The sequence below is a fragment of the uncultured Nostoc sp. genome (assembly GCF_964245575.1).
Taxonomy (GTDB): domain Bacteria; phylum Cyanobacteriota; class Cyanobacteriia; order Cyanobacteriales; family Nostocaceae; genus Nostoc.
The window spans coordinates 1-13,296 of sequence record NZ_CAXTNP010000227.1 but is presented as its reverse complement, the minus strand read 5'-3'; the positions used below and the strand labels follow the sequence as shown (position 1 = coordinate 13,296).

Here is a 13,296-nt window from a genome sequence, read left to right as displayed (position 1 = left end):
CTTGTGTTGTGAACGAAAGTGCTTGTTTTGTGAACGAAAGTACTTGTGTGTACACCGTAGCCTTACTAAGCAGAGGGACAGGTTTTGCATAGCAAAACTAAGGTGAGGTATCTCAGGGGCTATGAGATTTAACTAGAAATTGCGTCACCAAAGACTTGTCTTTAAACCGTAGCTTTTTTAAGGAGAGTTAGGGAGGATCAAGCCTTAATTTTTGTCGTACTCTATTTGTCCATAGTCAAGTTTGATAATTCGGTTTGCTAAATGAAAATAGCGATCATCGTGGCTAATCACCAGCACTGTTTTGCCCCGCGATCGCAGTTCTGGGAGTAGCTGAGTGTAAAATATTTCTTTGAATACTGGATCTTGATCGGCTGCCCACTCATCAAATAGATAAATTGGTCGGTCTTCTAAGTACGCTGTAAGCATTGCCAGCCGTTTACGTTGTCCTTGAGAAAGTGCTGTGGTGGAAAGTTGCCCATTTTCAACTTTAACTTTATGGTCTAGTTGCAGTTGTTTTAAATATTTTGTAGCTTGACTATCCAAGCCAGAATTTTTTAATCCTAAAAGTTCTTCAAATAAATAAAAGTCGGAGAATACTACAGAAAAATGCTGGCGATACCATTCTCGGTTATGTTCGCTAATTAATTCGTCATCAAACCAAACTTTACCGTTCTCAGGGATATAAAGTCCAGTAATTAATTTAGCTAATGTAGATTTACCGCTACCATTACCGCCGACAATGAAGACTAATTCTTGAGGATACAATGTTAGGTCGATGGGGCCAAAGATAAAGCTATTGTCTTCTTGTTCTGTGTAGTAAGTATGGGTAACACTGTCAAATTTTAAGCTGTGCCAGTCAGATTTAATAGCAGGTGGAACAGTAGATATTTCAGTTCGACTAGCTAGAGATAAACCCAGCGACTCGATTTTTTGTAGTGCAATGCTGGCTTTACTTAATAAGGGAAGTTTGCTGATGATGTTATCCATTGGTAACACCAAGTAAGTGAAGGTCAAAATATAGCCAGAGAGAGTTTCGGGATTAATAGTAAGTATATTAGGTAGTGCAAACAGTACAAAACCAAGGGCAAAAAAGAATACAAGTTGACCCCAGCTTGAAGTTATGGCAAAAAGGGTTAGACCATTAACATTATGATGCCGAAACTCGTTAGCAGTGGATTGCAGTTTTTCTTCTAAAAAGTCTTCACGTCGCCTATAATTTAGCTTGAGTTCCTTGACTCCTTCGGTAATCGTGCGAAAATGTTTAAATAGATGATCTTCATCTTCACGAGCTAGAGCCAGCAATTGCCCACCTCTGTTAAGTAGCGACTGACAACTAGCGATCGCTACTACTGAAATACCACAAACCATCAGCAGTACTACCCAAGAAAGCCAGGTTATATATGTTATACAACCCAGAACGATCGCTAAATTAATAAAAATGAAGGGCATCTGATAAACAGCATTAGCAACCGCCTGAATATCTTCTGTTAGGGTTGCCAATAATCGAGGATTCCCTAAGCGTTCTAGATGGCTTAACTCAGAAGCAAGAATTTGGCGACTCAAACGCATCCGTAATTGCAAAACTGCATTCTGAGAAAGGCGAATCAGCATCACTTGAGAAATGATGCTGGTAATGAGTGCAACTATAGCCAGCCCTGCAAAACCCCAAATTATCGATGTCAGGCGGGAAGCACTACCGCTACTTGCAGCATGACTAATTAAGGCAATTAAGCCAGCACTACTACCGCCACTTAAGAATCCGGTAGCGATCGCGATCGCCACCATCCCCCAAGAAGAACGCAAAAGAAAGTAAATCAAATTCATGACAAATGCCTATACCCACTTGGATACAACAAAAAATGAAAATCTCTCTTTTTATGTCCCATGCGCGATTTCCATAATTGTTGTTTGCCAACTAATTAAATTTGCATTACTAGGGTAGATTTTATATTTTACCAGGTATCCCCTTCAAATATGACGATGAATCAGCCACAAGGCAAGATGGGGCGATTTATAATCATTAGGACTTTGCTTTGAGCAAAAATACATTTCTAATTCCTTCTACCTTCTGCCTTTCTTTGGTAAGCTAGTTGGAATTACAGCTAATTATGTCAATAAACTGTCAAATTACCTGCTCAGTTTTCCAGGGTGAAATTTGCGATGACTGTGAATATAAAATCTTTAGAGAACCAAATTAATGTAGCGGGCGATTCCAAAACCGCTTCTGTCACTCAAGGAACCCGCTACGTTCCTTCGCACCATCGACGCATTCTGTGTATCTTTCCCAAGTATAGCCGCTCTTTTGGTACTTTTCATCACGCCTACCCACTTATGGGTAATGTCCGGGCTTTTATGCCACCCCAAGGTATTTTAATTGTGGCTGCCTACTTACCTAAAGAATGGGAAGTGCGGTTTGTTGATGAGAATGTCAAATCTGCAACTAGGGCTGATTACCAATGGGCTGATGTGGTGATTGTGAGTGGAATGCATATCCAGAAACCACAGATTAATCAAATTAATGAACTTGCCCATCGAGCCGGCAAAATTACCGTTGTCGGTGGCCCCTCGGTATCTGGGTGTCCAGAATATTATCCTGAGTTTGACATTTTAAATTTGGGTGAGTTGGGAGATGGAAGCGATCGCATGATCGAGTATCTAGACCAAAACTTGCAACGTCCCCAAGCGCAAATTCGCTTTGAAAGCAAGGAACGTCTGCCCCTAACAGAGTTTCCCACTCCAGCTTATCATTTGCTGAATATCAATGATTATTTCCTAGCAAATGTGCAGTTTTCTAGTGGTTGCCCTTATCGCTGCGAGTTTTGTGATATTCCAGAACTCTATGGCAACAGTCCCCGGATGAAAACACCAGAGCAAGTAGTCGCCGAGTTAGATGCAATGCGACAATCTGGCAATTTGGGGGCAGTGTATTTTGTCGATGATAACTTTGTTGGCGATCGCCGCGCCGCCATGAAGTTGCTTCCTCATCTGATTGACTGGCAAAAACGCAATGGCTACCCTATCCAGTTTGCTTGTGAAGCAACGCTTAACCTCGCTCAAAGTCCAAAACTGCTAGAGATGATGCGCGAAGCCTATTTCTGCACAATCTTTTGTGGGATCGAAACACCTGAGCCAAATGCTCTCCATGCTATTTCCAAAGACCAAAATCTGAGTATGCCAATTTTAAAAGCAATTCAGGTTTTAAATAGCTATGGCATGGAAGTAGTGTCAGGAATCATCATCGGCTTAGATACAGATACACCAGAAACAGCAGACCGAATTATCGAATTTATTCGGGCATCCCAAATTCCCATGTTGACAATTAATCTACTTCATGCATTACCGAGAACTCCTTTATGGCGGAGGTTAGAAGCAGAAGGACGACTTGTCTTTGATGAAAGCCGCGAATCAAATGTTGAGTTTTTGATGCCCTACGAGGAAGTTGTTGAGATGTGGCGGCGCTGCATTACAACTGCTTATGAGCCGGAATTTTTATATCAGCGGTTTGCCTACAACATGGAACACACCTACCCAAATCGCATCGAAGTTCCTAACAGCCCATCTCGCACTTCTGGGGCTAATATTCGCAAAGGCTTAACTTATTTAACCAATATTTTGGTGCGAATAGGCATATTTAGTAACTATCGTCAAACTTTCTGGAAAATGGCCAAGCCAGCACTGAAAGCAGGTGATATTGAAAACTTGATTCACGTTGGACTTGTCGGACACCATCTCATTAAGTTTGCCCAAGATTGCGCCAAAAATGAAGAATCAGCTTCATTTTACTCCCAAAAAATCCTCACCAAAGTTCGTAGCTAACTGTCAAGATTTAATTTTGGCAAAAAGTCAAACAAAGATAAATGAGACTTATCAGTAAGCACTCTTATTGATATATCGCAGTCCTAGATCGTTCGTAAAAATCTCTATTTTCGCTTTCTCCGTGTTCTCTGCGTCTCTACGGTTCGATTAAAAAATATTTTTCGTTCAAGAGAGAGAAATAGAAAATTTAATGAATGATTTAGGACTGCGATCGCATCTGCTGCTCTTTAGGTTTTATCCTAAAAAAGTATTAGCTAAAACCTCCAAAAGGAAATCTACCTGTGAAAAAAACTTTGTTTCTCAGTCCTCCTTCCTTCGATGGGTTTGATGGTGGCGCAGGTTCGAGATACCAAGCCAAGCGCGAAATTACTTCCTTCTGGTATCCTACATGGCTGGCGCAACCCGCAGCCCTTGTGCCTGGTAGCAAGCTTCTTGATGCACCCCCACACGATCAAACAGTAGAAGATGTCATCGAAATTGCTCAAGATTACGAACTAATTATCATGCACACCAGCACGCCTTCGCTGGCTAATGATGTGAAGTGCGCCGAGACAATCAAAGCTCAAAACCCTGATGTCAAAATTGGCTTAATTGGAGCGCACGTAGCAGTATTACCAGAACAGACGCTGGTTGAAAACCCAATCATTGATTTTGTGTGTCGTCACGAATTCGACTATACCTGCAAAGAAATAGCCGAAGGTAAATCTTGGGAAGAAATCACAGGTTTAAGCTACCCCGATCGCCAGGGTAATATCCATCATAATAAAGACCGCTCCTTGATTCACGATTGGGATTCAATGCCCAGCGTAATGCCGATTTATCACCGCGATTTGGATATTAACAAATACTTTATTGGCTACTTATTGCATCCATACATTTCTTTTTACACTGGGCGGGGCTGTCCGGCAAAATGTAGCTTCTGCCTTTGGCCGCAAACAATTGGCGGACACCTATACCGCACTAAAAGCCCGGAAGCTGTTGGGCGCGAGATGGAAGAAGCCAAAGCAATCTTCGGCGACAAGGTGCGAGAATATATGTTTGATGACGACACCTTTACTATAGACAAACAGCGAGCGATCGCAATTAGCGAACATCTGCGGCGACTCAAACTAACTTGGAGTTGCAACGCTCGCGCCAATCTGGATTATGACACCCTCAAACAACTACGCGATAATGGCTTACGCCTACTTTTAGTAGGATTTGAATCTGGAAATCAGCAAATTTTAGATGGGATTAAGAAAGGAATCAAGCTGGAAGTAGCGCGAAAGTTTATGGAAAATTGTCATAAACTTGGCATTACCGTACACGGCACATTTATCATTGGTTTACCCGATGAAACCCCACAAACAATAGAAGAAACAGTCCGGTTTGCTTGCGATATTAGTCCTCATACAATTCAAGTTTCCATTGCAGCCCCATATCCTGGAACAGAACTTTATCGTCAAGCACAAGAAAATAATTGGTTTAGCAACAGTTCTTTAGTTGCTAGTTCTGGAATTCAAATGTCAACACTGCAATATCCAAATCTCTCCAGTGCTGAGATTGAGGATGCAGTTGAGAGAATGTATCGTAAGTTCTACTTCCGTCCCAGAGCGATTATCCCAATTGTAGGTGAAATGCTCACCGATCCCCAAATGTTAGTGCGCCGCTTGCGTGAAGGGCGGGAATTTTTCTCATACCTAAAAGACCGTCGCACCCAAGCAACTGCAAAAGCAGAATCAGTAGTTGTTGGTTAGTTGTTAGTTATTTTTGTGGAGGAATTGACGATAACCCAGCCAAATAAGTAAATGAACAAAAATAATTTCCTGTGATTGCGATCGCAATCATACCCTGTAATTAATTCTGTCCGACTACTTATCAAAAAGTTAAAAAAATTCTTCAGCCATGAAAATAGGAAGTAAAGAACACAAAGAATTTTTTTGTCGTAGCTTTCTTGAAAGTCACTTGGAGTATGAGCCAGAAAGCCTCCCTTGGCCGAATCTGGATAATATAGCTCTCGAAAGCTTGCGAAGCATTCCCTTTTGGAGAGAAGCACTCAATACAGAACAAGAAGCAGGAGTGATGGTGAACGCTTTTGCAGCCACAATTAGCGACCCTTTATTAAAAGAAGCGATCGCTCTACAAGGAATGGAAGAAATTCGCCACGGGAGACTAATTAAATTCCTCATCAATCACTACGATATTCAAATTTCACCGCCTCCTGAACCTGTACTTTCTAGTAATATCAAAACCGCCTTCCTTGACTTTGGTTTTGGTGAATGTCTAGACTCTTTTTTAGCCTTTGGTCTATTCGGCATTGCTCGTCGTCATATCAGCTACATCCCAGAAGCATTGTTTAATATCTTCGACGAGGTTTTGGATGAAGAAGCTCGTCATATCATGTTCTTCATTAATTGGGTAACTTACCTACATCAGGAGGGCAAAAGTAATTGGTCACGGCGAATAAATGCTCTTGTACATTACAGCAGAGCATTACAAGATAAGATTAAAGCCTTTAGTGGTTCTAATGAAGAACAACAAGAGGGTTTCACACCCACTGGTGCTAGCAACTTTATAGATAATTTAACCCCAGAGTTATTGTTATCTACTTGCTTACAAGAAAACACCCGACGGCTTGGTATCTTTGATAAAGAATTACTTCAACTCCAACTGATACCAAACCTAGCTAAAACTGCCTTAGCAACTCTTAGGCTTATACTTCGGCGTCAGTCTAATTCACTAACTCAATTATCGGAACCTTAAAAATCCAAAACTTATGCAAGCACAGCGATTCGCCATCATCAATGGTGATGACTTTGGTTTCTCTGAAGGAGTTAATCAAGCAATTATCAAAGCACACAAAGAAGGAGTGCTAACTAGTACCAGCCTGATGGTGAGTGCTGATGCTGCAAAAGAGGCTGTCACTTTGGCAAAGGCCAATCCAAACCTGGCTGTTGGTCTACATCTTGTGTTGGTATGTGGACGCTCTGTCTTACCGCCAGAGCAAATTCCCCATTTAGTTGACAAACAAGGTAACTTTTCCAACAGTCCATTTTTAGCCGGGTTGCGCTATCAATTTGTCAAAGAAACCCATCAAGAACTGCGCCAAGAAATTCGCGCTCAATTGGAAAAATACCGTTCTACTGGTTTGTGTCTCTCTCATCTGGATGGACATTTGCATTTGCATATACATCCAGTAGTCTTGCGTATTTTAGTTGACTTGGCAGCAGAATTTGATATTAAAGTAATTCGTCTTCCCAGTGAGGAACTGAGAATGACTTTGAGAGTTAATCGCAGTCATCTACTGACAAAGCTAGTTTGGTCAGGAGTATTTGGCAGACTACGCCACTATGGTGAGAAGCTGCTAGAGTCTCAAGGTATTAACTTTACCCAAAGAGTTTACGGTTTATTGCAAACTGGTGGTATTACAGAAGAATATTTACTTGGGTTGATACCCCAAATTCAGGCAAACTTGGTGGAGATTTACTCTCATCCAGCGATCGCAAATGGAAAACTAGGAACAGGTGAAGCAGAACTTGCTGCATTGTTAAGTTGTCAGGTACGCGAAGCCCTCCTGAGTAACGGCTTTGAAATTACCAACCATCATTTCCTATCCCAACGTACTACCTAAATTTGATTTTCCATAATTCAAAGTAATAGCTTTGTCATCCAAATCCCATCTAACGTACATACAAAAATCCTAAACTTATCGGCAGTGAATCTAGAAAATGCTAATACTAATTGCCTGGTAATCAATGGCTATGTTTGCATCTATCTTCTTAATAAATCTTCATGCTGTTGCTAGTAATTTTGTCCTAATTTTGTGCATACCATCCGTTTTGTTTTATTGCTATGCAATTTATGCAGCAATAACTTTTTTTGCTGCTCCCCAGCCAATTAATCGAGAGTTTCATCCACCTGTTAGTATCCTCAAACCCATTTGTGGGCTTGATAGTAATGCCTATGAAAACCTAGCCTCGTTTTGTCAGCAGGACTATCCAAAATATCAAATCATCTTTGCTGTGCGAAATTTTCAAGACCCTTGCATAGAGGTTGTAGAGAAAATCATCCACAATTTTTCAGACTTGGATATTTTGCTGATTGTAAGCGATCGCATCATCGGTACAAATCTCAAAGTTAGCAACTTGGCCAATGCCGCAGCCAAAGCTAAATACGAAATTCTAGTCCTTGCTGATAGTGACATCCGAGTTGGAACAGACTATTTACAAAGAGTTATCCAGCCATTGCAAGACAAAAACGTGGGTGTAGTTACTTGTATGTATCGAACTTTAACTCAAGGATGGATATCGACATTAGAAGCTATTATTACTACTACTGAGTTTCATGCAGGAGTTTTAGTCAGCAACATCAAGGAAAATGGTATAAAATACGCCTTTGGTTCCACCATTGTCATCCCGAAAAAAGTACTAGAAGCCATCGGTGGATTTGAAGCGATCGCTGATTATCTAGCAGATGATTTCCAACTAGGCTATTTACCTGTCCAAGCAGGTTACAAAGTTGTGCTTTCCGACTACATAGTTGAACACGTACAGATAAGCAACAACTTAGTTGATGCCATCAAGCGACAGATTCGTTGGGCGCGTGGTAAACGAGTTTCTCGTCCTTGGGGTTATTTAGGACTAATTTTTACCTATGGTATTGTCACCAGTTTCCTGCTACTGATTACCACGGATGGTTCAATACTAGGATGGCTAGGATTATGTATCTGTTGGGTAACAAGATTGGTAATGGCTTGGATTGTTGGTACTATTAGTTTAAAAGATCCAATTGTCAAAAAGTTTCTGTGGCTTGTTCCTGGGTGCGACTTGTTAAGCTTTGTTATTTGGTGTTTTGGCTTTATTGGCAACACTATAGAGTGGCGAGGACAACAACTGAAGCTAACTAAAGATGGAAAGCTACTATTACTAGAAGACAGAAGTTATGAATTATCAATTATCAATTAATAGACATCTCCGGAAATAAAATATGCGTTACCTTAATTCGTAGCGAATTAAATTTGGCAATACCCTGCAATGCCAATGCATCTCGATACAATGTTAATGCGTGCCCCTGCAATGCCAATGCATCTCGATACAATGTTAATGCGTGCCCCTGCAATGCCAATGCATCCCGATACAATGTTAATGCGTCGGTCGCATTGTTAATGCATCCCCTTGCATTAAAAACGCTACGCTTTTACGCAAAACTGTACTTGTTGATTACTGTTTACTGTTATACATATTGCAAGACCACATCAAATTCAAGTTCATCTATGACCACCAAGCCTTGGGATGCTCAACTTGCTCACTGGCTAGTTCGACCTCTAAAAGACAGTTGGGTAAACCCTAATCATCTCACCACTGTACGACTTGTAACTGGGTTGGCGGCTGCCGTAGCGATTGCAGTTGGCGATACCATTTGGAATAACATTGGAGCAGGACTGTTTGCTTTATCCAACTTTTTAGATCATACAGACGGTGAATTAGCTCGTTTGAGTGGGAAAAGTAGCAAATGGGGACATCAGTATGACCTCGCAAGTGATGCCATCATTCACATTCTTTTATTTGTGTGTATTGGATATGGTCTTAAGGAGGGAAATTTTGGTTGGTGGGCGTTGCTGATGGGGATAGTATCTGGCGTGTCTGTTGCTTGTATCTTTCATTTACGAAACGAAATGGAACAGCGTTTAGGTAAAGACGCCAGTCGTCAACCAAATTTCGTCGGGTTTGACATTGAAGACGTGCTGTATTTGTTTCCCATAGTTACTTTACTGAATGGACTAGAGCCGTTACTAATGGCAGCGACAATTGGTGCGCCAACCTTTGCTTTATGGGTAATTTGGCAATTTCGGGCACTCCCGCAGCCTGAATCAAACTAGTACCGCAAAGTGGAAGTCACTCATTCAAAAGTCAAAAGTCAAAAATATTATATGGAGCTTCAAACTGAAATTAATAAAGCTATAGCAGTTGTTGATTACCAGAAACTTCAAGCTGAGTTTCAAGCACAGAATGAATTGTTGGTAGTGGAGAACTTTTTTCCTAACTCCATCATTGAGCAGTTCTTGGCGCTGTTGCCATCTTTGCAACCTGCTATCAACCGTAACTATATTCCCAATCATAAAAAGGGCGGTAGTATCAGCCGCTATAGCTTAGATAGCTTTGCTCCAATTTTTGGAGAATTTTATCAACTTAGTGCCTTTTTTGACATCCTCAACAAAATTACGGCAGAAAAACTCCTTCCCTGTCCTGATACTGATCCCCATACTTACGCGCTGTACTATTATACTGAGCCTGGAGACCATATTCAGTATCATTACGATACCTCTTACTATAACGGTAAACGCTATACAGTATTGCTTGGTTTAGTTGATAATTCATCCAGTAAGTTGGAATATAAACTCTACAAGGATATTCCCGAACGGGAGACACAAACGCGATCGCTCTCTCTAACCCCTGGGACTCTAGTATTATTTAATGGTGATAAACTTTACCACCGAGTTACTCCTTTGGGCGAAAACGAACAGCGCATTGTCTTAACTTTGGAGTACGTCACCGACACCCGCATGGGTATGGTAAAACGTTTTGTCTCGAATATGAAAGATGCGATCGCCTATTTCGGGTTTCGCCAAGTGTTTCGTCGTTGATGGCAATATAGAATTAATCTTTCTTCCATGTTAAGAATTAATTAACAAATATTGTCTTGAGCAAAAAACAGTCATTATAAAATACTGGGAAAATTTCTAGATTTCCTGGTGTTTTAGCTTTGTTGGTGACTTGACGATGAAGGCAATTATATTAGCTGCTGGCGTTGGACGACGCTTAGGTAAAGATGGGCAAATCCAACCCAAATGCTTACTGAAATTTAACGGTAAATCTCTATTAGAGCGCCATTTGAACTATCTTCGTCATTACCAGATTGACGAAGTAGTGATTGCTGTGGGTTATCAAGCACAAAAAATTCAGGAGGAAATCAAAGCACTAGGAGCCGAAAGTTGGGTTAGTACAGTTTACAATCCTGACTATACCAAAGGTAGTGTTATCAGCCTATGGACTGTACGTCAACAGCTAGTTGCTGGCGATGACATATTATTAATGGATGCAGATGTGTTGTGCGATCGCCGCATCATCGAACGACTGGTAAAGACAAATATCCCCAACAGCTTCTTGCTGGATCGGGATTTTGAACCGGGAGATGAACCCGTGAAGCTTTGTGTTAGAGATAATTATCTAGTGGAGTTTCGCAAACAAGTGGCTCTTGGTTTGGCTTATGATTTGATTGGCGAGTCAGTCGGATTCTTTCGTTTTGGGAGTACTGCTGCTCACCGTCTTGCTACTCGCACAGAACAGTATGTTGCAGACGGACGCGATAATGAACCTTATGAAGAAGTAATTCGGGATCTGCTCTTAGAAACTCCAGAAACATTTGGCTACGAAGACATCACTGGATTACCTTGGCTCGAAATCGATTTTCCCCAAGATATTCAACGTGCCCAAAACGAGATTTTACCTCAGATAGAAGTCGTAGAAAATGTCTGAAAATATTTTAATTTGTAGCGGTTATCGAATGGAAAATACACTTTGACCTCACTTCCATTCCTCTCTCCTAAAAGGAGAAAGGCTTTGAGGTTTACTCCCCAACGCTAGCTCTTAAGGGGCTGTTCTTGTTAGGTCTGTATTCCATGCAATTGATAACCGCTATATTATATAGGTTGAAAAAAGCAGAATAAATGCATCAAATATTTGCACCCATTGTCAACGCTGCAAAATTAAATAAATGTGCCCAATTGCGGGTACTACTAGAATCGCCTCAACTCGACTTCATCATGGAAGCTCACAATGGGATTAGCGCCCGGATTGTGGAAGAGGCTGGATTTAAAGGAATTTGGGCGAGTGGATTAGCCCTTTCGGCTCAATATGGCGTTCGAGATAATAATGAAGCCAGTTGGACTCAAGTTGTGGAAATGCTGGAGTTTATGTCTGATGTCACCAGCATCCCGATTTTATTAGATGGGGATACTGGTTATGGCAACTTTAATAATATGCGCCGCCTGGTTAAAAAGTTAGAACAGCGAGGTATTGCTGGAGTCTGTATTGAAGATAAGCTTTTTCCCAAAACCAATAGCTTTATCAACGGTAGTCGCCAAGCTTTGGCTGATATTGATGAATTCTGCGGCAAAATTAAAGCAGGTAAAGATAGTCAGACAGACCCAGATTTCTGCATCGTCGCCCGACTCGAAGCTTTGATCGCTGGGTGGGATCTCTCTGAAGCAATGCGCCGAGCTGAAGCTTACCACGCTGCCGGAGCAAACGCCATTCTGGTTCACAGTAAATCATCACGTCCTGACCAAGTGTTAGCCTTTGCTAAAGAGTGGGCGGGTCGTTCCCCGTTAGTGATTATACCGACTAAATATTACAGCACGCCTACCGATGTTTTTCGCAAAGCTGAAGTTAATTTGGTCATCTGGGCAAACCATCTGATTCGAGCTGCTGTTGCTAGTATGCAAGCGATCGCGCGTGAAGTGAAAGCCAGCGAAACTTTAATCAACATTGAAGATGATGTTGCTCCTGTAAAAGAAATTTTCCGGCTACAAGGGGCGGATGAACTCATAGAAGCTGAAAAACGCTATTTTAATAATGGACGACAACATACCCAAGCGATCGTTTTGGCTGCTAGCAGAGGCCAAGAATTAGCAGGATTGACACAAGATAAACCAAAAGTAATGTTACCCCTTGGAGGTAAACCCCTACTCAGGTTGTTGGTGGATAAATTCAAGAAACTTGCCATCAACGATATTACCGTTGTCGCCGGTTACAAAGCAGAAACTATCAATGTTCCGGGGACTAAAGTCATCTGCAACCCAGATTATGAAACAACCGGAGAATTAGCATCCTTAGCCGTAGCTCAAGCTAGTTTTGGCGAAGAAATGCTAGTGCTTTACGGCGATTTACTATTTAGAAGCTACATCCTACGAGATTTATTAGAATGTCCCGGAGAAATTGTCGCTGTAGTTGATTCTGTGGCCAACAGCAAGTCTGTTAGCGGTTCACCTGACTACGCCTATTGCTCAATTCCAGACGATCTTTCTCTGTTTGGACAGGATGTCAACCTGTTGAATATTTCTAAAACAACACAAACGCAATTAGGAAAGTCTAGCGGACGCTGGATTGGGATGCTGCGCCTACGAAGTCAAGGTAGAGAGTGGGTGAGTGAAGCACTCAATGAGTTGCAAAAACGGCCGGAATTCAATAATCTGGGTTTGCCAGAATTATGCAATTATTTAATCGAGCAAGGAAAACTGATTAAGGTGCTTTATATTCGCGGTAACTGGTTAGATGTTAATTCTTTGGATGATCTTGACCTTGCTTTTCAATTAAAACAATAGGAGTGGGGCATTGGGCATTGGGCATGGGGAATTGTGAGATTGAAGTTTTGGGTTCTGAGGTCGTAGGTTTGAGTTCAGAGGTCGATGTTTTGAGTTCAGAGGTCGAAGTTCCGAGTTCA

10 protein-coding genes are annotated in these 13,296 nt (G+C 41.5%); 9 read left to right on the top strand and 1 reads right to left on the bottom strand.

Annotated features, from left to right (window positions below; all coding sequences use genetic code 11):
• Positions 1-204: 204 nt before the first annotated feature.
• Positions 205-1,824, bottom strand: coding sequence for a cyclic peptide export ABC transporter (locus ACFFAP_RS28075; RefSeq protein ID WP_375514309.1), 1,620 nt, complete (start codon positions 1,822-1,824; stop codon positions 205-207).
• A 336-nt stretch (positions 1,825-2,160) separates the two neighbouring features.
• Here ACFFAP_RS28075 and ACFFAP_RS28070 point away from each other — a divergent pair, with 336 nt between their 5' ends.
• From ACFFAP_RS28070 to aepX, 9 genes are all read left to right on the top strand, one after another.
• Positions 2,161-3,816, top strand: coding sequence for a B12-binding domain-containing radical SAM protein (locus tag ACFFAP_RS28070; RefSeq protein WP_375514308.1), 1,656 nt, complete (start codon positions 2,161-2,163; stop codon positions 3,814-3,816).
• 281 nt (positions 3,817-4,097) lie between these two features.
• Positions 4,098-5,552 (top strand): hopanoid biosynthesis associated radical SAM protein HpnJ, encoded by a 1,455-nt coding sequence (hpnJ, locus tag ACFFAP_RS28065; protein ID WP_375514307.1) that lies wholly within the window; start codon positions 4,098-4,100, stop codon positions 5,550-5,552.
• Positions 5,553-5,700: 148 nt separating this feature from the next.
• Positions 5,701-6,558: a ferritin-like domain-containing protein gene (locus ACFFAP_RS28060; RefSeq protein WP_375514306.1), complete on the top strand. Its 858-nt coding sequence runs from the start codon at positions 5,701-5,703 to the stop codon at positions 6,556-6,558.
• A gap of 13 nt (positions 6,559-6,571) precedes the next feature.
• Positions 6,572-7,426 carry a hopanoid biosynthesis-associated protein HpnK gene (gene hpnK / locus ACFFAP_RS28055; RefSeq protein ID WP_375514305.1) on the top strand — a complete coding sequence of 285 codons (855 nt, stop codon included), beginning with the start codon at positions 6,572-6,574 and terminating at the stop codon, positions 7,424-7,426.
• A gap of 130 nt (positions 7,427-7,556) precedes the next feature.
• Complete coding sequence (hpnI, locus tag ACFFAP_RS28050; RefSeq protein ID WP_375514304.1) at positions 7,557-8,759, top strand: bacteriohopanetetrol glucosamine biosynthesis glycosyltransferase HpnI; 1,203 nt, start codon at positions 7,557-7,559, stop codon at positions 8,757-8,759.
• Between the two features lie 308 nt (positions 8,760-9,067).
• Positions 9,068-9,673 carry a CDP-alcohol phosphatidyltransferase family protein gene (locus tag ACFFAP_RS28045; protein ID WP_375514303.1) on the top strand — a complete coding sequence of 202 codons (606 nt, stop codon included), beginning with the start codon at positions 9,068-9,070 and terminating at the stop codon, positions 9,671-9,673.
• A 51-nt stretch (positions 9,674-9,724) separates the two neighbouring features.
• Positions 9,725-10,438: a 2OG-Fe(II) oxygenase gene (locus tag ACFFAP_RS28040; protein WP_375514302.1), complete on the top strand. Its 714-nt coding sequence runs from the start codon at positions 9,725-9,727 to the stop codon at positions 10,436-10,438.
• 136 nt (positions 10,439-10,574) lie between these two features.
• On the top strand, positions 10,575-11,330 hold the full coding sequence (locus ACFFAP_RS28035; protein ID WP_375514301.1) for an NTP transferase domain-containing protein: 756 nt from the start codon (positions 10,575-10,577) through the stop codon (positions 11,328-11,330).
• Between the two features lie 191 nt (positions 11,331-11,521).
• Positions 11,522-13,177, top strand: a complete 1,656-nt coding sequence (aepX, locus tag ACFFAP_RS28030; RefSeq protein ID WP_375514300.1) for a phosphoenolpyruvate mutase — start codon at positions 11,522-11,524, stop codon at positions 13,175-13,177.
• The last annotated feature ends 119 nt before the right edge of the window (positions 13,178-13,296 follow it).

Bases quoted from the DNA above. Each gene is read 5' to 3' on its own strand.
- hpnK (WP_375514305.1), top strand. From the start codon at position 6,572: ATGCAAGCACAGCGATTCGCCATCATCAATGGTGATGACTTTGGTTTC.
- ACFFAP_RS28075 (WP_375514309.1), bottom strand. From the start codon at position 1,824: ATGAATTTGATTTACTTTCTTTTGCGTTCTTCTTGGGGGATGGTGGCG.
- ACFFAP_RS28045 (WP_375514303.1), top strand. From the start codon at position 9,068: ATGACCACCAAGCCTTGGGATGCTCAACTTGCTCACTGGCTAGTTCGA.
- ACFFAP_RS28060 (WP_375514306.1), top strand. From the start codon at position 5,701: ATGAAAATAGGAAGTAAAGAACACAAAGAATTTTTTTGTCGTAGCTTT.
- ACFFAP_RS28040 (WP_375514302.1), top strand. From the start codon at position 9,725: ATGGAGCTTCAAACTGAAATTAATAAAGCTATAGCAGTTGTTGATTAC.
- aepX (WP_375514300.1), top strand. From the start codon at position 11,522: ATGCATCAAATATTTGCACCCATTGTCAACGCTGCAAAATTAAATAAA.
- ACFFAP_RS28035 (WP_375514301.1), top strand. From the start codon at position 10,575: ATGAAGGCAATTATATTAGCTGCTGGCGTTGGACGACGCTTAGGTAAA.
- ACFFAP_RS28070 (WP_375514308.1), top strand. From the start codon at position 2,161: ATGACTGTGAATATAAAATCTTTAGAGAACCAAATTAATGTAGCGGGC.
- hpnI (WP_375514304.1), top strand. From the start codon at position 7,557: ATGTTTGCATCTATCTTCTTAATAAATCTTCATGCTGTTGCTAGTAAT.